Origin of the sequence: Ligilactobacillus cholophilus (genome assembly GCF_030389495.1) — a bacterium.
Lineage (GTDB): Bacteria > Bacillota > Bacilli > Lactobacillales > Lactobacillaceae > Ligilactobacillus > Ligilactobacillus cholophilus.
In genome coordinates, this window is record NZ_CP127832.1 from 1,229,484 (window position 1) to 1,255,174 (window position 25,691).

The 25,691-nt window shown below is 35.1% G+C and carries 17 protein-coding genes and 3 rRNA genes; 4 read left to right on the forward strand and 16 right to left on the reverse strand.

The window, feature by feature from the left end; translation table 11 throughout:
* Window positions 1-131 precede the first annotated feature (131 nt).
* Complete coding sequence (locus tag QPK35_RS06435) at window positions 132-2,072, reverse strand: sucrose-specific PTS transporter subunit IIBC (protein ID WP_290033132.1); 1,941 nt, start codon at window positions 2,070-2,072, stop codon at window positions 132-134.
* Window positions 2,073-2,298: 226 nt separating this feature from the next.
* Between QPK35_RS06435 and QPK35_RS06440 the strand changes: the two genes are divergently transcribed.
* Entirely contained in the window at window positions 2,299-3,789 is a 1,491-nt protein-coding gene (locus QPK35_RS06440) for a sucrose-6-phosphate hydrolase (protein ID WP_290033133.1), read from the forward strand.
* 21 nt (window positions 3,790-3,810) lie between these two features.
* Entirely contained in the window at window positions 3,811-4,797 is a 987-nt protein-coding gene (locus QPK35_RS06445; RefSeq protein ID WP_290033134.1) for a LacI family DNA-binding transcriptional regulator, read from the forward strand.
* Window positions 4,798-4,856: 59 nt separating this feature from the next.
* Here QPK35_RS06445 and QPK35_RS06450 read toward each other — a convergent pair whose 3' ends face one another.
* From QPK35_RS06450 to QPK35_RS06520, 15 genes are all read right to left on the reverse strand, one after another.
* The gene (locus tag QPK35_RS06450; RefSeq protein ID WP_290033135.1) at window positions 4,857-6,140 is read right to left on the reverse strand and encodes an FAD-binding oxidoreductase; all 1,284 of its coding nucleotides are present in this window, start codon (window positions 6,138-6,140) and stop codon (window positions 4,857-4,859) included.
* Window positions 6,141-6,232: 92 nt separating this feature from the next.
* Window positions 6,233-6,877 (reverse strand): hypothetical protein, encoded by a 645-nt coding sequence (locus tag QPK35_RS06455; protein WP_290033136.1) that lies wholly within the window; start codon window positions 6,875-6,877, stop codon window positions 6,233-6,235.
* Window position 6,878: 1 nt separating this feature from the next.
* Window positions 6,879-7,745 carry an ATP-binding cassette domain-containing protein gene (locus QPK35_RS06460; RefSeq protein WP_290033137.1) on the reverse strand — a complete coding sequence of 289 codons (867 nt, stop codon included), beginning with the start codon at window positions 7,743-7,745 and terminating at the stop codon, window positions 6,879-6,881.
* 1 nt (window position 7,746) lies between these two features.
* Window positions 7,747-8,109 carry a GntR family transcriptional regulator gene (locus QPK35_RS06465; protein WP_290033138.1) on the reverse strand — a complete coding sequence of 121 codons (363 nt, stop codon included), beginning with the start codon at window positions 8,107-8,109 and terminating at the stop codon, window positions 7,747-7,749.
* Window positions 8,110-8,223: 114 nt separating this feature from the next.
* Window positions 8,224-9,174, reverse strand: coding sequence for a choloylglycine hydrolase (bsh, locus tag QPK35_RS06470; RefSeq protein ID WP_290033139.1), 951 nt, complete (start codon window positions 9,172-9,174; stop codon window positions 8,224-8,226).
* Between the two features lie 186 nt (window positions 9,175-9,360).
* On the reverse strand, window positions 9,361-10,701 hold the full coding sequence (locus QPK35_RS06475; protein ID WP_290033140.1) for a conjugated bile salt MFS transporter: 1,341 nt from the start codon (window positions 10,699-10,701) through the stop codon (window positions 9,361-9,363).
* Window positions 10,702-11,085: 384 nt separating this feature from the next.
* A 5S ribosomal RNA gene (rrf, locus tag QPK35_RS06480) occupies window positions 11,086-11,202 on the reverse strand.
* Between the two features lie 80 nt (window positions 11,203-11,282).
* Window positions 11,283-14,192: ribosomal RNA gene (locus tag QPK35_RS06485) — 23S ribosomal RNA — on the reverse strand.
* A 195-nt stretch (window positions 14,193-14,387) separates the two neighbouring features.
* A 16S ribosomal RNA gene (locus tag QPK35_RS06490) occupies window positions 14,388-15,951 on the reverse strand.
* Together the 16S, 23S and 5S rRNA genes form the textbook arrangement of a ribosomal RNA operon.
* 456 nt (window positions 15,952-16,407) lie before the next feature.
* A complete protein-coding gene (locus QPK35_RS06495; RefSeq protein WP_290033141.1) occupies window positions 16,408-16,782 on the reverse strand; it encodes a DUF956 family protein in 375 nt (124 codons plus the stop codon).
* Between the two features lie 25 nt (window positions 16,783-16,807).
* Window positions 16,808-17,731, reverse strand: a complete 924-nt coding sequence (locus QPK35_RS06500; protein ID WP_290033142.1) for a PTS system mannose/fructose/sorbose family transporter subunit IID — start codon at window positions 17,729-17,731, stop codon at window positions 16,808-16,810.
* Between the two features lie 19 nt (window positions 17,732-17,750).
* Window positions 17,751-18,557, reverse strand: a complete 807-nt coding sequence (locus QPK35_RS06505; RefSeq protein WP_290033143.1) for a PTS mannose/fructose/sorbose transporter subunit IIC — start codon at window positions 18,555-18,557, stop codon at window positions 17,751-17,753.
* 11 nt (window positions 18,558-18,568) lie between these two features.
* On the reverse strand, window positions 18,569-19,570 hold the full coding sequence (locus tag QPK35_RS06510; protein ID WP_290033144.1) for a PTS sugar transporter subunit IIB: 1,002 nt from the start codon (window positions 19,568-19,570) through the stop codon (window positions 18,569-18,571).
* A 46-nt stretch (window positions 19,571-19,616) separates the two neighbouring features.
* On the reverse strand, window positions 19,617-20,120 hold the full coding sequence (locus QPK35_RS06515; RefSeq protein ID WP_321315177.1) for a PTS sugar transporter subunit IIB: 504 nt from the start codon (window positions 20,118-20,120) through the stop codon (window positions 19,617-19,619).
* A 221-nt stretch (window positions 20,121-20,341) separates the two neighbouring features.
* Window positions 20,342-23,131, reverse strand: coding sequence for a sigma-54-dependent transcriptional regulator (locus QPK35_RS06520; protein ID WP_290033145.1), 2,790 nt, complete (start codon window positions 23,129-23,131; stop codon window positions 20,342-20,344).
* Between the two features lie 198 nt (window positions 23,132-23,329).
* Between QPK35_RS06520 and QPK35_RS06525 the strand changes: the two genes are divergently transcribed.
* Together QPK35_RS06525 and QPK35_RS06530 are read left to right on the forward strand one after the other, a co-directional pair.
* Window positions 23,330-25,093: an ABC1 kinase family protein gene (locus QPK35_RS06525; protein WP_290033146.1), complete on the forward strand. Its 1,764-nt coding sequence runs from the start codon at window positions 23,330-23,332 to the stop codon at window positions 25,091-25,093.
* Between the two features lie 96 nt (window positions 25,094-25,189).
* A complete protein-coding gene (locus QPK35_RS06530; RefSeq protein ID WP_290033147.1) occupies window positions 25,190-25,621 on the forward strand; it encodes an Hsp20/alpha crystallin family protein in 432 nt (143 codons plus the stop codon).
* Window positions 25,622-25,691: the final 70 nt, after the last annotated feature.

The following is a 25,691-nucleotide window of genomic DNA, read 5'->3' on the forward strand; positions in this document are numbered from 1 at the left end:
GTGCTATTATAATCGATTACTTAATCTTTTTATAGTACTTATTTACATCTTTAAGAAATAATAACAAGGTTTTACCAAAACGTATCTATTAACAAAAAGAGATCATAATAATTTATGATCTCTTTTCCTTATTATTGATGTGCGATTACTTTAATAAAATCATCACCATGATGGATTTCATCAACTTTTCTATGACCAACCTTTATATAATTAGCAGTATTAGTAATTACCGTCATTACTGTTGGGTCATATCCTTCTTTTTGAACCGCATCAACATCAATCGTTCCTAATTTGTCACCTTTTTTGACTACTTGACCTTGGTTAACAAAGCTTTCAAAATGTTTTCCTTTTAAATTAACAGTATCAATTCCAATATGAACTAAAACTTCAGCGCCCTTATCAGATTGAATTCCATATGCATGTTTAGTTTCATATGCAACTGTAATTTTACCGCTAACTGGTGCATAAATTGTATTATCACTTGGAATAATTGCTGCACCATCGCCCATCATTTTCTTTGAAAAGACTTGGTCATCAACACTCGCTAAATCTTTAACAGTTCCATTTACAGGTGCTGCAATAACTTCATTTTGTAAAGAAATCCCTTCTTTTTGAATAGGTTTTTCGTCTTCTTTCATTTCGAGTGCCTGAGCTTCTGAAGCAGCTACAGGAACTGGATTTACTAATTGTTCATGAGTTTTTCCATAAACAAAAGTAACAATAAACGCAATAACAAAACTAATTAATTCACAAATAATATATACAACGATTGATTTTGGATTAACTGATAAAAATCCTAAAAATCCTGCTGATCCTAAAGCGATTGCTCCTACTCTGAAAATTCCAGCAACGAATGAAGCAATACATGAACCAACTAAAGCACAGAAGAATGGGAATTTCAATTTTAAGTTAACACCAAAAATAGCAGGTTCTGTAATTCCTAACAATGCAGAAACCCCAGCTGAAGAAGATAATCCTTTCATCTTCTTATCTTTGGTTAAAGTTGTAATTGCAAATGTAGCGGCACCTTGAGCAACATTTGCCATTGAAGCAACGATAAAAATAAAATCACCAACACCTTGATGGTGTGCTGTAAATGCCGAAATCAATTGCACTTCTACCGCTGGGAAACTTTGATGCAAACCAGTTAAAACAATTGGCGAATAAACCGCACCAAAGACACCCATTCCGAATGCACCAGTTGTATTATAGAGCCATACTATGCCGTCAGTAATCAAATTTGAAACTTCACGCATTACTGGACCAATTGCGATAAATGTTAAAAATCCAGTTATAATTACCGAAAGTAATGGAGTAAAGGTGAAATCAACGGCAGTTGGTAAATGTTTATGAAAGAATTTTTCTAAAATAGAAAGTACCCAAACAGCAACCAAAACAGGAATTACCTGATAAGTATAAGGAGTTTGGGAAACATGCATTCCAAACAAATTCCAAAAATGACCATCAATTAAACTTGGTGAAGTCATCATCATTCCAATTACTCCACCTAAGAATGGATTAGCCCCAAATCTTTTAGCAGCAGAAAAGCCAACCATGATTGGTAAGAAAATAAATGGTGCTGAAGCCATTACTTGAATCATTTCAGAAACAGCTTTTAATTCAGGAACCATCTGAACTACAGATTTTGGTCCAAACAAACCTGCTGATGTGATAAAACTATTTAATGCCATTAATAGCCCACCAGCAACTAATGCTGGAATTAATGGAACAAAAATATCAGATAATAGTTTTACAAATGCCATAATAGGATTAGGCTTTTTCCCTTTTTGAGCAATTTCTTTTAAATCTTCAGTAGACGCTTCTTTGACACCTGTCTGCTTAACAAACTCATCATAGACATTATTAACATCCCCAGGTCCAATAATAACTTGATACTGACCATCCGTTTTGAACGTTCCTTTTATATCATCATTATTATCTAAAGCGGTTTGATTAACTTTAGAATCATCTTTTAGTACCAAACGCAATCTAGTTGCGCAATGAGCTGCAGCAACAATATTATCCTTGCCAACAGCTTTAATTACTTCTGAAGCAACTTTCTTGTGATCCATAGTTGAATATCCTCCTTTTTGAAAACGCTTTATAAATTATATCTCTATCATAAACCTTTTATTTTATATGTCAAACGTTTATCACATAAATGTTTTATTTTTATGATGTAATCGTATTCAATGTTATAATTAAAGTAAATATAAATTGTTGTACGATTGACACAAATAAATATTTTAATTACTATAAGTACAAATTGTCTTCAATAATGAGAGGAGTTTTATTTTTATGAATTGGTCAACCGAAAAAAGATATTTAAAATATAATCAGTGGGACGCTGAAACATTATTAAAATTACAAAAACAAGCTGATCTTTCTAAGTATCAATTACATTATCACATACGCCCTAGTTCAGGTTTGTTAAATGATCCTAATGGTTTTTCATATTTCGATAATCAATGGCATGTATTTTATCAGCAGTTCCCATTCGGAGCCGTTCATGGTCTAAAATCATGGCATCATATGAAATCATCAGACTTGGTTCATTGGTCAGATCAAGGAATCGCTATTTTACCTGATTCTAAATATGACAGTCATGGTGCTTATTCCGGCTCAGCAATGGCAATTGATGATAATCTTTTTTTAATGTACACAGGCAATGTTCGTGATAAAAACTGGATTCGACACTCATATCAAAATGGTGCTTGGATGGATAAAGATGGAAAAATAACTAAAATACCTCAACCATTATTTAATGCTCCAAAACATGTTACAGAACATTTTCGCGATCCTCAAATATTACGTTTTCGCGATAAGTACTATGCAATTCTTGGTGCACAAGATAAGGATACAAAGAAAGGAAAAATTTCACTTTTCACTGCTGATGATATTACTTCTCAATGGAAAGATTTAGGTTATATTGATTTTACATCTGATGATATGGGATATATGATTGAATGTCCTAATTTAGTCTTTATTGATGATCAACCTATTTTAATCTTTTGTCCACAAGGTTTATCACATAATGTTTCTGAATATCAGAATATTTATCCAAATATGTACTTTATTGGAGAAAAATTTCACTTTGATTCCGGTAAATTTACTACTACACAAAAAAAGCCTTTAAATCTAGATGATGGTTTTGATGTTTATGCTTCTCAGGCAATAAACGCTCCAGATGGTAAAGTTTATCTAATTAGTTGGGTTGGCCTTCCAGATGTTTCTTATCCATCTGATCATGAAAACTGGGCTAATTGTCTAAGTCAAGTTAAACAACTTTCATTGAAAAATGGCCACTTAATTCAACGTCCTGTAAATACAATCACCAAATTACGTAAAGATGGGCATAGCATTCACTCTGAAAAAAATATTAATGGACACCAAATAATCCATAAACATGCATCCCAACAATACGAATTGAAACTAACTATTAGTGCTAATCAAAATGGAACATTACATTTAGTTAGCGATAAAACCTCAACTAACAGTCTTCAATTAAAATTTGATACTCAAAAAGGAACTTTTGAGGTTGATCGCGCTAACTGTGGCATTAGTTTCAATCAAAAGTATGGAACTTCTCGTTGTATTGAATTACCTAAAAATCAAAGTTTAGATCTCGACATTTTCATTGATCATTCACTAGCTGAAATATTTATTAATAATGGTGAACATGTAATGACCTTACGTTATTTTACCGATAGTAAAAATAATCAAATTATTTTAGAAGCAGATCAGAAATTAAATTACTACGGAACATATTGGAATTTAGCAGATATGTAATGTAAGGAAGGAGCCTCTATAATGCGTCCTAAATTAACTGATGTTGCAAAAAAAGCTGGAGTTTCACCAACAACAGTTTCTCGAGTAATTAATAATTATGGATACCTGAGCAAGCAAACAAAAAATAAAGTTTATCAAGCCATGAAAGAATTAAATTATCAACCTAACTCACTCGCTCGTTCACTACAAGGTAAACGAACAAATTTAGTTGGGGTAATAATTCCTAGTATTGATAATCCTTTTTTTGCAGAATTAGTTGCTAATATCGAAAAGAAACTTTTTGAAAAAAATTACAAAATGATCCTATGTAATGCAAATTACAATAAAAACAAAGAACAAGAGTACCTTAGAATGTTAATCGCTAATCAAGTTGATGGCATTATCACTGGCACACATAATTTAGATATTGCAGAATATGATAAAGTTGGACTTCCTATAATTTCATTTGATCGTACACTTTCTGATCAAATTCCAATTGTAAGTTGTGACAATTACCAAGGAGGACAACTTGCAACAAATGAATTATATAACGCTGGATGTCGTCACATTGCGTTCTTGGGAAATCCTTATTCCATTTCTAATCCCACAAACGAACGGCTACAAGCATATCAAGATACTATTAGTAAACTTGGATTAAAGTCATATATTCATACTGTAAAATTCTCTGAGTCAGCTGCATTAAAAACTGCATCCGTTCGTCAATTATTAGAGCAACACACTATTGATGGAATTTTTTGTTCAGATGACTTAACTGCTTTATTAGTATTGCAAGAAGCAAAAAAAGAAAAAATTGATATCCCACATCAATTAAAAGTAATTGGTTTTGATGGCACTAAACTAATTCAAACTTACTATCCAGAATTATCAACAATTGTTCAACCTATTGCTGAAATTGCAGAACTTTTAACTGATCTTCTATATCAAAAAATTGAAAAAGAAGACCTTACTTTTAAAATCAATCATTTTAAACTACCAGTTAAAATTTTACGTAATGAAACAACTTTATAATAAAAAATGCAAGAAACTATATTGTTTCTTGCATTTTTTAGATTTAACACTACATCAAATTAAAAAATAAATCCTTCAGTGATAATATTCTTATCCTTTACACCCAATCTCTGCAAGTCTTTTGTAACACTTTTGGTCATTGGTGCAGGACCACAAATAAAGCAATCAATCATTTTATGCTCATCTAACTCTGGAATTTCATTTCTTAATTGTTTTGCATTTAAATGTCCCATCTGAGAAGAATTATGATAAATAACTTTAACATTTGGATGAGTTTTTTGTAATTTTTGAAATTCATTTTCAAAAACTTTATCATTTTCAGAATGAATACTCCAAATTAAATATCCCTTTCGTTTTTCGGATAAGGATTGCATCAAACTAATACATGGAGTTACTCCAATTCCACCAGCAATTGCAACAACAGGAGCCTTTCCTCTAGGTGCTGTAAAATGACCATATACACCTTTAATTTTAGCAATTGTGCCTGGTTGTACTTCAGCTAGTTTATCAGTAAAATCTCCTACCGCTTTTATTCCCAACTTTATATGTTTTCCTTTTTCAGTATTTTCTAATAAAGAGAAAGGATGATATTCATCCATTTTAGCAAAAGGTAATTGAATAAAGACAAACTGTCCACCCTTTATTTTCAATCTTCTTCCTTTTACATAATTTAAACTTATTTCGTACGTATTTTGATTCAATCTGTTGATTGTTTCGATCTTATATTTTGCAACATGTAATTTGCGATAAACTCCATAATATAAATAGGCAACAACAAAGAATACAAAATATCCTTCAAAAAACATCATAAAACTTGGTCGTTGACTAAATTCAGGAATAAATAATACATGCAAATAAATGAAAACAACAATCAATGGTGATAACACATGTATTAACAAGTTTAATTCACGTGTTACTGCAAACATTGAACAGACCTTACGTACCATATTAATAATATGACGAACAATTGGGATTTCCCCTAAAAACTGATTAGTCAAAAATATTAAAGCTAATATTGTTATTAAAATAGAACCATAAAAAGCCATATTCCCAACTAATCCTGATATACCATCTATATGACTCATTTCAACATGTAGCCCACTAAAAATTACTGCTAAAATAGCCATAATTCCATGAATAAAATAAACTTGTTTTAATTCAATTAATTTTTCAATCCACTCTGGACGTAAACCTAAAATTACATCAAAAATAAATAAGCAGTAAGCAAATTCTCCTAAAAAATATTTGATATCTGTTTTGCCCAAAACAAATAACGGAATTGTCATTAATAATGGAATACTAGAGAATATAATCATTGCTATCTTATTTGTTTTCTTTTTCACCAAATACCACCTCAGGGTACTATAATATAGGACATTTTGGAAAACATCGGGGATAATTGATGAATCTTTTAAGAATTTAGTCTATAGCTGGGTTAATCTTTTCTTAATTGTTTCTTAATTATACTTACATAGGATATAATAGTCATAATTATCGCTCCAATAATTCCCAAAATAGTTAATGAAGAATAAACATTATGACTAATAAAGTTTGCATAACTTTGTAAAATTTTTCCGTGTGTACTTGCAAAAATAACCCATCTAAGTGAGCATACCCAAGTTAAAAACATTAATGCTGCACCCACTAAAATTTTAATTCTTCTACTAAACAATGAAAAGAAACTGGTAAATGCAAAAAAAGATACATATATATCAAAAATCACTAATAACATAATCCAATTATAGATTGTTTCAGAAAATCCATTTTCTAATAAAAATAAACACCAAGTAATTAAAGACATAATTATTAATTCAATATATTTTTCTTTCCATAAGGTTTTTCGTGAAAAGCCAAATTGAACTGCTATTTTAAAATCTGAATAATGCATTCCTAAAACTACTGTCACAGTAATCAAAACCAATAGATTTACTAAATATGTTATAACTCCTTTGAGATTAAATGAACTACTATCACCAATAAAACTAATTAAATAAAAAAACGAAATTAGTAGAAATGCATTTCTAATGTACCAAATTGAATTTTTGCCTGTGCACTTAAATAAAGCCCATTCTTTTTTCATTTTAATGTCCTCCTTTTTTCCTTGTTAACATGATAAAAGCTGTTTGTAAATCTACATGATCAATAGTAATATTTTTAGAAAATTTCAATTGGTCAGTATCTCCCATAACATATGCAGTTTGAATATTACCGATTGATTTCTGATAATAAATATCTAATTGATTGTCGAGTTTTTCGATTTCATCTTTAGGACCACTAATTTCAACCACGCGGTTTAGCAAATCATCTACAGTACTATTACAAATTAAAATTCCATCTTTAACGATTAGCACCTCATCTAATAAATTTTGAATTTCTTCAATTAAGTGAGTTGCTAAAACAAATGTTCGTTGATGTTCAGTAAACGTGTGCATTAACTCTTTATAAAAAATTTGGCGTAAATTTGCATCCAAACCTAAAGTAGGTTCATCTAAGAAAATGAACTTTGCGTTAACACAGAAAGCACATATAATTTTAACTGCAGTTTTTAGCCCTGTTGATAATTTACTTAATTGAATATTTTCATTAATTCCAAATTCCTCTGCTAAACGATGTGCTTCTTCAAAATCAAAATCTCCATATGCGAAATTAGCATTGTTGAAAATTTCTTTTACTTTCATCCATTTTGGAAATATATGATCATCATCATTAATTAAAAACATTTCCTGAAGTAAATTAGTATTGTTATGAACATCATGATGGTCAATTTGAACAGTTCCATTTGATGCTAAAATTCGATCAGTCATTATATTTAATAATGTACTTTTACCAACGCCACTTCTTCCTAATAATCCATATATTTTATTTTCTTTCAATTCAAAATTAATATCATTTAAAATTTTTCTCCCTAAAAAATTCTTTGAAAGATTTTTTACAGAAATTTCTGCCATTTTAATATCTCCTTTCAATTAAATCAATTAACTGTTGTTTAGTTAATCCTAAGTTTTTAGACTCACTAATTAAATTATCTATATATTCACTACAAAATTCTTCTTGTCGTTTAGCAATTATTTTTTCTCGTGCTCCTTTTTTTACAAATAATCCCATTCCTCTGTGTTTTTCTAACAATCCATCATCTACAAGAATATTCATTCCTTTTAAAACAGTAGCTGGATTAATCTTTAATTCTTGCGATAACTGCGTTGTTGATGGCACTTGTTCACCTTCATTAAGTAAGTTTAAAAAGATCATTTCTTTAAGTTGTTTGGCAATTTGACGATAGATTGGTTCTGATTGATTAAATTTAAATTTCATAATTCACCCCTTCTCTACTTCGTTACTTATGTAACTAAGTATATAAGCGCAGTGATTAAATGTCAACAAAAAAATCCCTATGACAATGTCATAGGGATTTTAGTAACATCTATTCTAGTATAAAGTTACTTCTTTAGCGTTCATGTTTTCGTCTGTTAATTGAACACTCTTCATTGTAAAGTCATCGTAACGGTTGTAGTAGTATGTCTTAGTATTTGATGAGTAGCAAGCAGTATAAACTGTAAATTCATCTTGACCTTGTTCGTTAATTACACTACCATCAATCATTGCAACTGATTTAAGAATGTTAAAGAATTTAGCAACATTTGCTTCTTCGCCTTCTACTGTTGGATAGTTAGCATTTAAGTATGCAACCTTAACAAAACGTGAAGCAGGAATACTGTCACCAGGTAAACCTAAACTACCAGTACCTACACCTAATGGTCTAACTTCTTGCTTATTCCATTCTTGAGCTTTTGCATCATGTGGTGTTAAACCAGCATAGTTGTTTAAGTTTGTCATATGCCAAGCATAATCTGGGTTGTTTGTTAATACGCCAACATAGTTATCATAAACTTTTAAGCCGTTTTCTTTTGTTTGTTCTACAACGATTGAAGCATCTTTATCACTGATGATCCAGTGTAATGGAGCAACTGGCATTTGTGGTGAGAATGGTGCATCAACAAGATTTAATTCTTCTAAACCTTTTTTAGCTTCAGCAACTGTATCAAATTCTTCCATTAACCAAACCATAAATTCATATGGTGCCATGTTAGTTTTGCCATCAACTGGTCCTTCTGTAAAGTATGCATAACGTGGGAAGTTTAATCCTGCAATGCAAAGGCCATTTTCGTTGCAAGCATCAAAATACATTGGATAGTCACCAGCCATGATACCCATTCCGATAATTGCTTTTGTTGTTTTACCATTTTCTAAAAAGCGGTATGGTAATTCGTAATTTCTTGGTGTTACAAGAACTTTTTCACCGTATGATGATTCTACATCAAGGTTACGACCAAAATATAAGTTACCTTCTGCGTCATTAAAACGTAAACCTGTACACATAATTGTTTTCTCCTTTAAATAAAATAATTATCTAACGTAGATATTATCAATAATATTTCAAAATTTATTAAACATAATCTTGATTTTTCTTTATATTAAATGCTTTAAAAATAGCCATCAATCAGGGGGATATTTAAGTTATTAACTTGATACCTTTCCGATTGATGACTGAATTAGTTTTTATTCTTATTTGTTAGCTTTTTCTGCTTCGAATTGTTTTTGCATTCCTTTAATCTTAATAACTGAGATTACTAATAGGATGAAACCAATTACTACACAACCTAACATTACATCCCATGCAACTGTAAAGTCAGATAAGCCTTTGATTACACCGAATAATGGAGCACCAATACCAAAACCAATAGCATATGCAAGACCAACAAGACCAAGCATTACACCTTCATCTTTGGCACCAAATAAGTCTTTGGCCATAAATGCAGGACCTGACATGTAACTAAATACTGCTAAACCACAGAAGATAGCGTATGCGATTCCGGCAACTTTACTTTGAGGTGCACCAAATGGTTGGAATGAAATGAAGATCATCATTGCAATTGAAACAACATACATTACACCAGCAAATGTCATTGCTTTTGCTGTTCCTAATTTATCAAATAAAATACCACCTGATACATTACCAATTAAGCAACCTACACCATACATTGATCCGATGAAACCAACGTCAGTAAGTGATAATTTTGTATCTAAGAAAGCAGCATAATCTTCGTTAAGAGCAGCTAAACCTAAACCAATGATTAAGAAACCAGCACTGAATACCCAGAACCATTTCATTTTCATTACTTCTTGAGCTGACCAGCCTTCAAATTCTGCTGCCTTTGCTTCAGCTGCTGCTGCTTTAGCTTCTTTTAATTCAGCTTCTGAAATAACAATTTCGTCTTCTTTTGGTGTGCGAATAAAGAATGTAATAATTAAACCAATTACAAACAATGCGATTGCAAAAATGAAGAATGGTTGCATTGAAATTAAGTGACCATGTTTTGTGCCACCAACCATGTAGTGTTTCAAAATTGCTTGTGTAGTTGGTTGTAAGAAAATGTTACCGATTGAGCCACCACAGAAAGCAATACCTAAAGCTGTTCCACGTCCTTTTCCTGGGAACCAGTGGTTAATTACCCAAGGAACACCTTGTCCTGAGAAGAATGTTGAACCAATCATACATAGGATTGCTGCACCGTAGAATTCAGGTAATTTTGAACTAAAGCCAAAAAATACATATGCAAGTGCTGCTAATGCAATACCAATAAAGTACATTAACTTGAAGTTATATTTACCTAAACCTTTACCAATAAATGGAGATGCTACAGCAGCTGCAACAGCACCAAATGTAAAGATTAATGTGTATGAAGCCAAGCTAAAATGGAATGTATTAACAAGTGGGTGCACAAACAATGGTTGAATGTTTTGTGCAATTCCATAAGGAATAGCTTGAGTAAACATACATAGGAAAACCATGAAATACTTGTAACCGTTACTTACAACTTTTTTATCGTTAACAGTAGTATTCATAATTAAACCCCTCTCTATAAATAAATTAATAATAAAAATAATTGCAAACTAAACCAAAATAATTTAGATTTTCGAATTTTCATCAAAAATTAAAAATACCTAAGTTTAGATCTCAAACTATGCCATTTTCCCACACTCGTTATTTAGTGTCAAATATTATTGCCTACAACTTTTATAATTTTTATTTAAGTTATATTTTTTTTATTAAATTAGTTTTAAACACGGTGGGTAAAACCACTAAAATCATTGATATAAAGGCATTTAAACACGGAGAATCTTTAAAATTAATTACTATTTTTAAAATAAATATATATATCAATATAATTAATAGATAATATTTTTATAAAAAAAAGACTATGGCATTAACCATAGTCTTTTAACATTGCACGGCGACTTCCTACCCTTGCAAGAGGCGTTCCTCTAACTACTATCGGCGTTTTGAAGCTTAACTTCTGTGTTCGGAATGGAAACAGGTGTATCCTTCAAGCCATCATCACCGCACTTTGTGCTTTTGAGAAAACCTTGTTCTCTCAAAACTAGCTAATAATTTATTCTTTTGACCTTCACCGCTTTTTTAACCTTTGGTTAAGTCCTCGACCGATTAGTAATGGTCCGCTCCATGCATCGCTGCACTTCCACTTCCATCCTATCTACCTGATCATCTCTCAGGGGTCTTACTTCCTTACGGAATGGGAAATCCGATCTTGAGGTGAGTTTCGCACTTAGATGCTTTCAGCGTTTATCTCATCCATACATAGCTACCCAGCGATGCCTTTGGCAAGACAACTGGTACACCAGCGGTATGTCCATCCCGGTCCTCTCGTACTAAGGACAGATCCTCTCAAATTTCCTACGCCCGCGACGGATAGGGACCGAACTGTCTCACGACGTTCTGAACCCAGCTCGCGTACCGCTTTAATGGGCGAACAGCCCAACCCTTGGGACCGACTACAGCCCCAGGATGCGATGAGCCGACATCGAGGTGCCAAACCTCCCCGTCGATGTGGACTCTTGGGGGAGATAAGCCTGTTATCCCCAGGGTAGCTTTTATCCGTTGAGCGATGGCCCTTCCATACGGAACCACCGGATCACTAAGCCCGACTTTCGTCCCTGCTCGACTTGTAGGTCTCGCAGTCAAGCTCCCTTCTGCCTTTACACTCTGCGAATGATTTCCAACCATTCTGAGGGAACCTTTGGGCGCCTCCGTTACCTTTTAGGAGGCGACCGCCCCAGTCAAACTGCCCACCTGACACTGTCTCCCGCCGTGATTGCCGGCGTGGGTTAGAGTGTTCATACAACTAGGGTAGTATCCCACCAACGCCTCCAGCGAAACTAGCGTTCCGCCTTCAATGGCTCCTACCTATCCTGTACAAGTTATACAAACACCCAATATCAAGCTACAGTAAAGCTCCATGGGGTCTTTCCGTCCTGTCGCGGGTAACCCGCATCTTCACGGGTATTATAATTTCACCGAGTCTCTCGTTGAGACAGTGCCCAGATCGTTACGCCTTTCGTGCGGGTCGGAACTTACCCGACAAGGAATTTCGCTACCTTAGGACCGTTATAGTTACGGCCGCCGTTTACTGGGGCTTCAATTCAAAGCTTCGCCGAAGCTAACTTTTCCTCTTAACCTTCCAGCACCGGGCAGGCGTCAGCCCCTATACTTCATCTTACGATTTTGCAGAAACCTGTGTTTTTGATAAACAGTCGCCTGGGCCTTTTCACTGCGGCTGACCCGGAGGTCAGCACCCCTTCTCCCGAAGTTACGGGGTCATTTTGCCGAGTTCCTTAACGAGAGTTCTCTCGCTCACCTTAGGATACTCTCCTCGACTACCTGTGTCGGTTTGCGGTACGGGTATTAATTTTCTCACTAGAAGCTTTTCTTGGCAGTGTGACGTCGATCACTTCACTACTTTAATTTCGTTCCCCATCGTAACTTGTCGTTGTGTATTCAAGCATTTGACTCTCATACCGACTTATTACTTGGACGCACATTTCCGTTCGTGCGCATCTCTAGCCTCCTGCGTCCCTCCATCGTTCAAACAAAAATTAATAGTACAGGAATCTCAACCTGTTATCCATCGCTTACGCCTCTCGGCCTCAGCTTAGGTCCCGACTAACCCTGGGCGGACGAGCCTTCCCCAGGAAACCTTAGTCATTCGGTGGATTAGATTCTCACTAATCTTTCGCTACTCATACCGGCATTCTCACTTCTAAGCGCTCCACCAGTCCTTACGGTCTGACTTCGTTGCCCTTAGAACGCTCTCCTACCATGCACTACGTGCATCCACGATTTCGGTAATGTGTTTAGCCCCGTTACATTTTCGGCGCAGGATCACTCGACTAGTGAGCTATTACGCACTCTTTGAATGGTGGCTGCTTCTGAGCCAACATCCTAGTTGTCTATGCAATCCCACATCCTTTTCCACTTAACACATATTTAGGGACCTTAATCGGTGGTCTGGGCTGTTTCCCTTTCGACTACGGATCTTATCACTCGCAGTCTGACTCCCGGATATAGATCTGTGGCATTCGGAGTTTATCTGAATTCAGTAACTCTTGATGAGCCCCTAGTCCAAACAGTGCTCTACCTCCACGATCCTCAACTCCGAGGCTAGCCCTAAAGCTATTTCGGAGAGAACCAGCTATCTCCAAGTTCGTTTGGAATTTCACCGCTACCCACACCTCATCCTAGCATTTTTCAACATACACAGGTTCGGTCCTCCAGTGCGTTTTACCGCACCTTCAACCTGGACATGGGTAGGTCACCTGGTTTCGGGTCTACACCTACATACTCTTGCGCCCTATTCAGACTCGCTTTCGCTGCGGCTCCGACTTTGCGGTCTTAACCTCGCATGCAAGCGTAACTCGCCGGTTCATTCTACAAAAGGCACGCCATCACTCGTTAATGAGCTTTGACTACTTGTAGGCACATGGTTTCAGGAACTATTTCACTCCCCTCCCGGGGTGCTTTTCACCTTTCCCTCACGGTACTGGTTCACTATCGGTCACTAGGTAGTATTTAGCCTTGGGAGATGGTCCTCCCGGATTCCGACGGAGTTTCACGTGTTCCGCCGTACTCAGGATCCTGAACTGAGGAAACAACGTTTCGTTTACAGGACTATCACCTTCTCTGGTTGATCTTCCCAGATCATTCAACTACGTTATTTCTTGGTAACTCGGATGTTCAGTCCTACAACCCCAAAAAGCAAGCTTCTTGGTTTGGGCTGTTCCCGTTTCGCTCGCCGCTACTCAGGGAATCGAATTTCTTTCTCTTCCTGCGGGTACTTAGATGTTTCAGTTCCCCGCGTCTTCCTTCAACTAAGCTATGAATTCACTTAGTGATGAAACCTAACGGTTTCGGGTTTCCCCATTCGGAAATCTCCGGATCATTGCTTACTTACAGCTAACCGAAGCATATCGCAGTTAGTCACGTCCTTCATCGGCTCCTAGTGCCAAGGCATCCACCATGCGCCCTTAATAACTTAACCTGAACTGATTTGATCAGTTGGTTTATGAGTTTAGCGAATTAAGAACTTTGATTCTTGTTAAAACTCTTAAAAACGCGGTGTTCTCGGTTTATTAAGAAATAAATTATTATCTAGTTTTCAAAGAACAAGCTTGAGAGTAGATCTCTCAAAACTGAATAAGTTTCGACAATGTGCAGCTTCCGTATTTTTCCTTAGAAAGGAGGTGATCCAGCCGCAGGTTCTCCTACGGCTACCTTGTTACGACTTCACCCCAATCATCTGTCCCACCTTAGACGGCTAGCTCCATAAAGGTTACCCCACCGGCTTTGGGTGTTACAAACTCTCATGGTGTGACGGGCGGTGTGTACAAGGCCCGGGAACGTATTCACCGCGGCATGCTGATCCGCGATTACTAGCGATTCCGACTTCATGCAGGCGAGTTGCAGCCTGCAATCCGAACTGAGAACGACTTTAAGAGATTAGCTTGACCTCGCGATTTCGCGACTCGTTGTATCGTCCATTGTAGCACGTGTGTAGCCCAGGTCATAAGGGGCATGATGACTTGACGTCATCCCCACCTTCCTCCGGTTTGTCACCGGCAGTCTCGCCAGAGTGCCCAACTGAATGATGGCAACTGACAACAAGGGTTGCGCTCGTTGCGGGACTTAACCCAACATCTCACGACACGAGCTGACGACAGCCATGCACCACCTGTCATTTTGTCCCCGAAGGGAAAACCTGATCTCTCAGGTGGTCAAAAGATGTCAAGACCTGGTAAGGTTCTTCGCGTTGCTTCGAATTAAACCACATGCTCCACCGCTTGTGCGGGCCCCCGTCAATTCCTTTGAGTTTCAACCTTGCGGTCGTACTCCCCAGGCGGAATGCTTATTGCGTTAGCTGCGGCACTGAAGGGCGGAAACCCTCCAACACCTAGCATTCATCGTTTACGGCGTGGACTACCAGGGTATCTAATCCTGTTCGCTACCCACGCTTTCGAACCTCAGCGTCAGTTACAGACCAGAGAGCCGCTTTCGCCACTGGTGTTCTTCCATATATCTACGCATTTCACCGCTACACATGGAGTTCCACTCTCCTCTTCTGCACTCAAGTCTTCCAGTTTCCAATGCACATCTCCGGTTAAGCCGAAGGCTTTCACATCAGACTTAAAAGACCGCCTGCGTTCCCTTTACGCCCAATAAATCCGGACAACGCTTGCCACCTACGTATTACCGCGGCTGCTGGCACGTAGTTAGCCGTGACTTGCTGGTTAGATACCGTCAACGCATGAACAGTTACTCTCACACGTGTTCTTCTCTAACAACAGAACTTTACGATCCGAAGACCTTCTTCATTCACGCGGCGTTGCTCCATCAGGCTTGCGCCCATTGTGGAAGATTCCCTACTGCTGCCTCCCGTAGGAGTATGGGCCGTGTCTCAGTCCCATTGTGGCCGATCAACCTCTCAGTTCGGCTACGTATCATCACCTTGGTGAGCCTTTACCTCACCAACTAGTTAATACGCCGCGGGTCCATCCAAAAGCGATAGCAGAACCATCTTTCACATCACAAGCATGCGCTTGTCATGGTTATACGGTATTAGCACTTGTTTCCAAATGTTATCCCCTTCTTTTGGGCAGGTTACCCACGTGTTACTCACCCGTCCGCCACTCGAAATTCTTACGGTGGATGCAAGCATCCGGTGTAAGATTTTCTCGTTCGACTTGCATGTATTAGGCACGCCGCCAGCGTTCGTCCTGAGCCAGGATCAAACTCTCATTTTAAAAGTTTTGTGACTCATAAATTTTACTAGCGAATTGACTTCGCAAATGTTTTTGCATTCATTTTCATGAATTGCCCTGCACATTTGTTCATCGAAACATATTCAGTTTTCAAAGATCTACATCTGTTTGTTATCTTATCGACAACTCTTAAAATTATACTCGTTTAAAATCAAATGTCAACAACTAATTTCAAACTTTTTAAAATTAAGTTTTAACTTTTTTGTTATCTCCTGACAACGATATTTATTCTATCAGCTATAAACCCTATCGTCAAGCCTATTTTTAAAATAAATTTGATGAATTTATTTTAGCCTAACAATTATTTTGGTTATCGAATTTTATTTCGGATTTAATCTCTTCTTAAGTTTTTTCAAGCAAATATCGATAACAAAAATATAAAATCACGAATATTATTTTATAAAAAAATTCTAGGATTGAAATCCTAGAATTTAAATCTTACTTATTAGCTTTTATCGCACGTTTAATATTACGTTTAAGTACTTGAAAAAACGTTAAAGAGCGGACAATATTACTTGCACCAATATGATTTCGACATGCACGTAATACTTTCTTTGGTTCTTTAGAAGAAAAAATATACATTTTACCGTCTACTGTTTGTACTGCATATCGCGGAATACACTTTCCTTTGAAATAAAGTGATGCAATAATTTTACTTACCTTATTCCATGGGATCTGCAAATAATGATTAACGTTATCGCCATAAAACTCGAAAGCTTTATCACCTACCATTAATTTCCCATATGTACTTAAACCATGATGGTAAACTGCCTTTTCAACAACATCAGCCTTTGAATTTAATGATTGAACCATTTCTATCCTCTCCATACTTTTTCTTCTATAATAGTCCGATTAAGTGTCCTAAAATACCTGCAGCAAAGATTCCAATAATTATCCAAATTGGAGATACTTTCTTCTTTAGTAACCACATGCAAAGGAATGTTAAAAGTAATCCTGCTAAACCTGGAATCAATTGATCTAATACATTTTGCATTGTTGTAACTTTAACAGATGATAATGCTTGCCCATTCCCATTGTTATATAATTCCAATGCTTTTTGAATTCCTTTATGACCACTTGGTAATGAACTCCAATCAATATAAGCATCTTTTTGCAATTTAACTTTTGAAACAATTGGTTTGAAATCAATCTTGACCCAACGTTCAATTAATGATCCCAAAACAAACATACCTAACATTGATGCACCACGAGTTACATCTTGCATCATTGTTCCTGATAAGTCATCTGTAATTGCAGATCCAGCTTTGTACCCAAATTCTTGAGTGTACCACATGAATCCCCAACGGAATAAATTCCAAACTACAAAGAACATAATAGGCCCTAAAATGTTCCCACTCATTGCTAATGAAGCACATAAAGCACCTAAAATAGGACGAACTGTAAACCAAAATACTGGATCACCAACACCAGCTAAAGGTCCCATCATACCTACCTTAACACCATTAATAGCTTCATCATCTACCGCACCACCATTCGCACGTTCTTCTTCTAAGGCTAATGTAACACCAAAAATTGGCGATGCCATAAATGGTGTTGTATTAAAGAACTCCATATGACGTTTTAATGCAGCTTGACGGTCTTCTTTCGTTTTATAAAGCTTTTTAATGGCTGGAATCATTGAAAAAGCAAAACCACCATTTTGCATTCGTTCATAGTTCCATGAACCTTGTAAAAATTGTGAACGAGCTGCAACTTTAAACCGTGTCTTCTTATCAAGTTTGATTCTATCTTCTTTAGTCATTCCATACCCATCCTTTCTTTTAGTAATCATCTAATATATCGCCAAGTGGATCACCGGTATTACTATCTGATGAACCGCCGCCACCATTACCATTTTTCTTATCAAGATTTAAGTACATTAATGTAATTGCAACTGCTAATGCACCAATAGCTAATAATGTTAAGTTAGTTAATGCAGCAATTACAAAACCAATAATGAAGAATGGCCATGTTTCTTTTGTTGCCATCATGTTAATAACCATTGCATAACCTACAGCAACAACCATTCCACCACCAATTGTCATACCATTTGACAACCATTCTGGAATAGCATTTAACATACTTTGAACTGTATGTGTTGGAATAACTAATAACAAGCCACATGGAATTGCTACACGTAAACCTTGTAAAACAATCGCAATGATTTGCCACATGTTCATTTTCTTAAAGCTAACTTCTTCAGCAGCCTTATCCATAGCATGACTGATACCAACACAGATAGTCCGCACAATCATATTTAGAACTAAACCAGCAACAGCAAAAGGTACAGCCATTGCTACCGCTGTCATAACTCCTTTTACACCTAGATTTCCCATTGCTAATACAATTGCAGATGCAGTTGATGCAAAGGCAATATCTGGTGCTACCGCAGCTCCAATATTAGCCCAACCTAATACAATCATTTGTAAAGTACCACCAAGAATAATTCCTGCTGTTAAATTTCCTGTTACTAAACCAATCAACGTACATGTTACTAATGGTTGATAAAATTCAAATTCATCTAAAATGCCATCCATACCTGCAAAGAAGGCAATTATAACTACCAAGATCGCTTGAATAATAGACATGTGATTTCCTCCTAACTATTCTTCTTTTCAGCTAGCTCTTTGCGTGCTTTATTGACAAGTTCCATCATATCTTCAGGTGTATCATTTGGAACTTTACGTACATCAAATTTAATTCCCATTTCATGTAACTTGTCATATGTTTTTACATCTTCTTCGTTTAACGAAAGCACCTTATTTACAGCAACTTTTCCTTCTGAATGGGCCATTGATCCAATATTTAACGTTTTAATATCAACGCCACCTTCAATTGCCTTTAATGCATCTTCTGGAGTTTCAAATAAAACCAATGCTTTTGTTGCTCCAAATCTTGGATCTTTAGCAACTTGAATCATTTTTTTAATAGGCACAACATTAGCTTTAACTCCAGGAGGCGCTGCCTGAATAATCATGCTTTTACGTAACTTATCTTTTGCTACATTATCAGATACAACGATAATACGATCAGGTCTGACTGATTTTGTCCATGCCGTGGCAACTTGACCATGTAATAAACGACTATCAATCCGAGCTAATCCATATTTAATGTGTCCATCACCTAAAACTGTTCCCTCTGGAATAGCTCCTGTTGGTTGTGAACCCTTTTCCTCAGTTTTAGCTGCTTTTTGAGGTTGCAAACTTTCTGGAAGCACCTTTATTCCATCTTTACCAGCATTAATTATCTGCTTAGCTATCTCACGTGCAGTAATTCCATCTTGTAGCCTTGCACCATATGCTTCAATTAACATTGGTAAATTCATTCCAGTAACAATTGCCCATGTATCCTTATGTTCTTCAAATAAATTACTTGCTTGATTAAATGGAGTACCACTCCATAAATCAATCAGAAATAACACTTGTTCTGGATCATCAAAAGATGCTACCGCATCTTCCATTTTCTTGCGAATGTCATCTGGGCCTTCATTAGGTTTTAAAATACAAGCTTTAACATTATCTTGTTTACCGAAAATCATTTCCCCTGATTGGTAAATTCCTTCAGCAAAGCCACCATGACTAGCGAGAATAATTCCTACCATAATGCCTTTCCTCCTTAAAATTATTAAAGTTTACAAAATAAATTAACTAATCATCTGAAACTAGATGTTTATCTTTCAAAATCTTCCAAAAATCTTTTTTAGGATTGCTTGAAACCTTTTGAACTTCTAAGTCTATCCCTTGATTATGTATCTGAGTAAACACTTCTATATCTTGCTTACTAACAGAAACTGCATCACTCACCATCTGCTTTGAACTAGTAAAACTTAATGAACCAATGTTTATTTTATTTACATTGATTCCTCCTAAAACTAGTCTTAAAGCATCTTGTGGATTTTCAACCAAGATCAATACTTTCATGCCGTCAAAGCGGCTATCATGATTGACCCTTATTAATCTTTCAACAGGAACAATATTGGTTTTCAATCCAGGTGGTGAGGCTTGTTTAATCAAAGTTTTACGAATTGCATCCGTTGCCACTTGATCTGAAACAACAATTATTCGGTCTATTTTTAAAATTCGTACCCAATTAGTTGCTACTTGACCATGTAACAATCGACTATCGATTCGTAATAATTGCACTTGCAACATCTTTATCAAACTTTCATTAACTAGTATTGACCTTCAAATAAAAAATCAAATGATTGCTAAATATCTTATATACAGAAAGAAAATACTAATTTATTTTGCCTTACACTATATATAAGCAAAAAGCGTGCCAACGTTGTGTATCGCTCTGAAATATTGATATTACAACAATAAAAGACCGTTGATACACAAATGATTTGTGTATCAACGGTCTTTTGAATTAACTATTTTTTCTGTGTATCAATTAATTTTTCAATATAATATACTTCTTCAATCGGTAAAACTATATTTAAACTTTTCTCCAACATTTGATCAGCCTTGTTAACTGCATCATACAATGGATGCTGTTTGATTTTCTCATCATCAATATCATTTTGAATAGATAATTTATCGTTTGTTAAAATCCGTTCAATCATACCTGCTAGATGCATACTTAAATTAATCTTCAAAGTATTTGACAACTTTGATGATAATTTTCTTTCGATTACATTACAATATTCCCACAATATTTCGCTTACCTTTGTGGGATTTAAAAAAGTAAAATAGTCTGTTAAATATTGACAGACTTTGTCTTTAGCAACATTTGAAGACTTAATGCTTTCACTAAACATCTCACTAGCATTATTTTCTATTACTGAAATAAATTCTTCTCCACCTCCCTGAAGAAGCTTATCTAATGGAACAAAAGGAACCTTCAATTGAGGGTGTGCAATCCCAGTAACTGCAATTATCTGATATTCTTCTTGGATATCAATTACTGTTTTATCCATATCAACAACTGAAATCGGTAATACCACAATATCATCAATTAAATGATCAACAAGAATATTATCCAACATCTTTTTAATTTTGGATGCCGTTCCTTCTCCAGTTGAACAAACTACTAATATCGCTTTAGGCTTATCATTTTCCTTGGATTTATTTGACATTAATTTTTGACTAGTTTGTGCTGCTTTTAACTCTGACGTACGTGAATAACCATTAAATTCTAAAATCTCACGATATACATTTTCTAAATCACTATCAATCAGCGTTGTTTTACGAACAGTTTCTAAAACTAATGCTGTTGTTACCATATCGATAGTTTTAACCTTAATTCCTGTATGTTGAGTAATCTTTTCCCCAAATGTACTCAAAGAACCCATATCTACTAGCAAAATCACTCCGCTACCACGATCCACTTGTTGTACCTTTTCCTCAATTCTTTTTAAAGCCTCACTTGGGCTCATATCAAGTGACATATCAAATGAAGTTAAATTATCTGCATCCAATAATTGAGTAACAACTTGACACATTGAGGAAGCTGTACTGTTTCCATGCGCAGCAACCACAATTCCTACTTTTTCAGTCTTCTTTTCCGCTTTTAATGAGATTAACAATATTGCCAAATAATATAATTCTGAATCTGGTACTGGAATATGATAATGTTTCTCAATTTCTCGTTTAGCAATTTTTGCAAATTTTAGTTCTTGTGGATAATCTTGAACCATTGAAATCATATTAATCGCTGCTTTACGCAATGGTTTCCCTGATTCAATTCGTTTAATAAAAGAACTAACATGCAAACTCATAGCATACAAAAAATTCCCTGTACTTGTGTATCCTTCTGAATGTAACTTTTGTTCTAGTCTTTTAGTTAAATCTATCACATCTTGATCAACAATATCATGTAGATTATCTTTACCACGTTCAAACTTTTTATTAGCATAGAACCCTTTAAGATGCACGTTAATATCTGTCATAATAAAATTATTAATTGCATCTTGATCTAGTCCCTCTTCACTCAGTAGTGCAGCTTTATCACCAATAATTTCATACAAATTATAAGGCAATTCATACTTATCATCTTCTTTTACCGGCGTCGTCGAATTATCTGGTGAAACAACCATTTGAGCTTGTAATATATGTGCTAATTCACTCAATTGTTTGCGGTCATTAGCTAAACGTGAAAGCCCATCCTTTATATTTGGTGGTAATTGTTCAAACCGCAAATGAATCGAATCATTTTCTTTAATACTATTTAGAAAACCTTGAGCACATACTAACTGCACATTAGATTTTAATTGTCCTACATTTCCATACGTAACGCTTCCTAAAATCGCACGTACTACATCTTCATTTAAATAAATTTTCTTTTGAATTCGATTAGCCTCAATCGTAAGCATTTCTTTTAATAGCTGATACCGTTCTTCCATAGTTCTTTCATTAAAACTTGGCATTTGAACAATAATTGGAATCCGACGTACAAATGTTGCTAGTAACGAACTCTCTGGATCCTCTGTTGTTGCACAAATCAATCTAACATTCGCTTTATGTAGTTTGCTAGTTTCCCCTAAACGCGAGTATGTTCCATGATCCATTAGATAGAAAATCATTTCTTGTCCTTCTGGTGGCAAACGATGAACTTCATCTAGAAATAATATTCCCCCATCAGCTTTTTGTATCAACCCTTCTTGATCTTCATTTGCTCCAGTAAAAGCTCCTTTTACATAGCCAAATAAATGTGACATTAATAATTGGGGATTATGAGCATAATCGGCACAATTAAATGTAGTTAAGTGTGAATTAGTTATCACTTTCTGATTATTAGCAAATTGGTTCATAGCATGTGCGAAATATGTTTTCCCAGATCCTGTAGGTCCTGTTATTAACACATTTAATCCATGTGGTGGGTATAGTATTGCAGCTTTTGCTTGCTCAACTTGATTTTTCAAACTACTATTTTTTCCAATAATATGATCAAAAATCGTTTCCTTTTTTGCTTTTTGATGTTGATTATTTTCTGTTGTCTTCTTTTCTAATACACTATTGTTTTTTGGCTTTTCAAAAAAATATTTTACAGGTCGCGTTTTGGTTTTAGAAAGTTTTCCTTCCTTAACCAAAATGTTAAGTTCCTTACTTACATTTGTACGTACTAAATCCAAGTCTTGTGCAATTTTGGTTGTAGTGATTCCCGTTGAATTAAACTGTAACTGTTGTTGTAAATATTTCCAAATCTTTTCTCTACGTGTCATTCAACTTTTCCTCCCACATTAATACCCTTTTTGTGTATCATTTTAAAATTTATGATAGCGCTTTATTTATTAGTGTAGCACCTTTGTGTATCGATGGGAAGGTTTTATCTAAAACCCTTGTATTTTAAGCAAAACAATTATCGTGTATTGTTTCAAAATGTTAAAATATATTTATCAATTATTTACGGGGTGAACAATATGACAACATCAGTAACCACAATTACTCGCAAAGATAAACGAACTCGATTATTAAAAATCATTCGCACAATGCGTAATTACAATATGATTCATAATTTTGTTCACCAAACTAATCCTCAAGAATTTAGAGAAGCTCTTGAAACTTTAGGCCCTACATTTATTAAGGCTGGCCAGATTCTTTCAACACGACCTGACTTAATTTCGCCTGAATATGTAAAAGAACTACGTAAGCTTCAAGATAATGTTCAAATTGATAACTATGAAACAGTTGAACATACTTTTTTAAAACAGACTGGACAAACAATTTCAGAAACTTTTGCTTCTTTTGATAAGGAGCCTTTTGCTTCTGCATCAATCGGTCAAACACACTACGCAACTTTAAAAGATGGCACAAAAGTTGTCGTCAAAATTCAACATCCCGGGGTTGAAGAATTAGTTCGCACTGATTTAGCACTATTTCGTAAAGCTTTAAGTATTTTAAAGTTCGTCCCAGATTTAGAAGTGATTGATGCTAAAGAAACTCTTTATCAAATTCAAAATGCGTTATTAAATGAAATTAATACTCAAAATGAAATTAAAAATGGTATTGAGTTTTATAACCTAAACAATAATGAAGGTATTATCCGCGTTCCTAAAGTTTATGAAGAATATTCAACATCAAAAGTCTTAGTTAACCAAGCTATGGCTGGAAAAAGTATTAAATATCTAATCCAGCAAAAAGCAAAACCCGGTTCACAAGAAGCAATTGAATTGGAACAAACTAAAAAATACGTGGCTAGAACTTTAGTACAGAATTTTATTAAGCAAGTATTTAAAGATAACTTTTTTCATGCGGATCCTCACCCAGGAAATATTCTATTTCATCATTTAAATTACAAAGAAGAGATCAATGATAAACATAATTATCAACAGACTAAATCTTATACAAAAACATTTGGAAATAATCAAATTGAGATCGAGAAAGCTGAAGAACTCCCTCCTTATCGCTTAGTTTATTTAGATTTTGGAATGATGGGACGTTTAACGCCTGCTCTAATCGACGGTATTGCTCAATTAGTTATGGCAATTAGCACACGCAATCCGCGTTCAATTGGTGAAGCCGTTTTAGCTGTTTGTAATCGAACAGGTAAAGTAGATGAAGAAAGTTTTTACGAGGAACTAGGATTATTTGTTTCACCATATTTAAAAATGACTGTTGGTCAAATCGACTTTACAGACTTTTTATATCAAATGATTGCCCTATGTCGTCAAAATAACTTACAAATTAAACCTGAAGTAACTCTCTTATTTAAAGCTTTTGGAACTTTAGAGGGAACGATTGCACAATTAGATCCTAATTTATCATTAATGGACGTTGCTCGGCCTTTTGGAATTGATTACCTTAAAAAGAAATTCAATTTACGTAACTCATTTGATGATTTAGCCTTACAAACATTCGGTTCAATTAAAGATTTACCTAGTATGCCTCAAAAAATTAGCCAATTGCTAGATATTATGAATTCTAGTCAAGCACGCTTAACTTTAAAGCTTAAAGATCAAAATAAACTCATGTACCGTATTGATCAAATCGTAAATCGAATCATGGTGACAATAATTCTTGCTGCTGTTATTTTAGGATCGTCTATGTTAGTTCAAGGAAGCCGCGAACATTCACCTGTTTATAATTTAGGTGTCTTTGGCTTTATCCTTTCTCTCGTAGTAATTGTCTTAATGGTAATTGGTGCTTTTCATCGCCGTTGGAAAGATAAACATCATAATAAATAACCTAGATACTTTGCAATCAAATATTTTGAATTCGATTGATAAAAGAATTACTATAATAATGTAAGAATTATCTTATATAGAAGGGAAGCAGTTATTATGAGTAATGATTTAATTGATCGTTTCAACAAGTTAGCAAACACTAATGATTTCTTTAATGATTTTGGTCGTTCATTCTTTAATAGTTGGAATAATGAAATCAAACCTTTAAAGAGTGATATCAAAGAAACTGATAAAGAATATATCATCAAGATTGACATGCCTGGTGTTGATAAAAAAGACATCGCTGTAAACTTTAAAGACGATGTTTTAACCGTTGATGCTAAGCGTGAATCATTTAGCGATGATAGCGATAAAAAGGGTAATATGATTGCTAGTGAACGTGATTACGGTACTTACAGCCGTTCATATCGTTTGCCAAAAGTTGATAGTAAACAAATTGTTGCTAAATACACTGATGGGGTTTTGACAATTACATTGCCAAAGACAAAAGAAGAAATCGATAGTAACCATAATATCGATATTCAATAATTAACTCTTAACTTTAACAATTAAAAATTTAAATCTGACTTTAAAGGCGAACTCATATCATTGTCGGTAT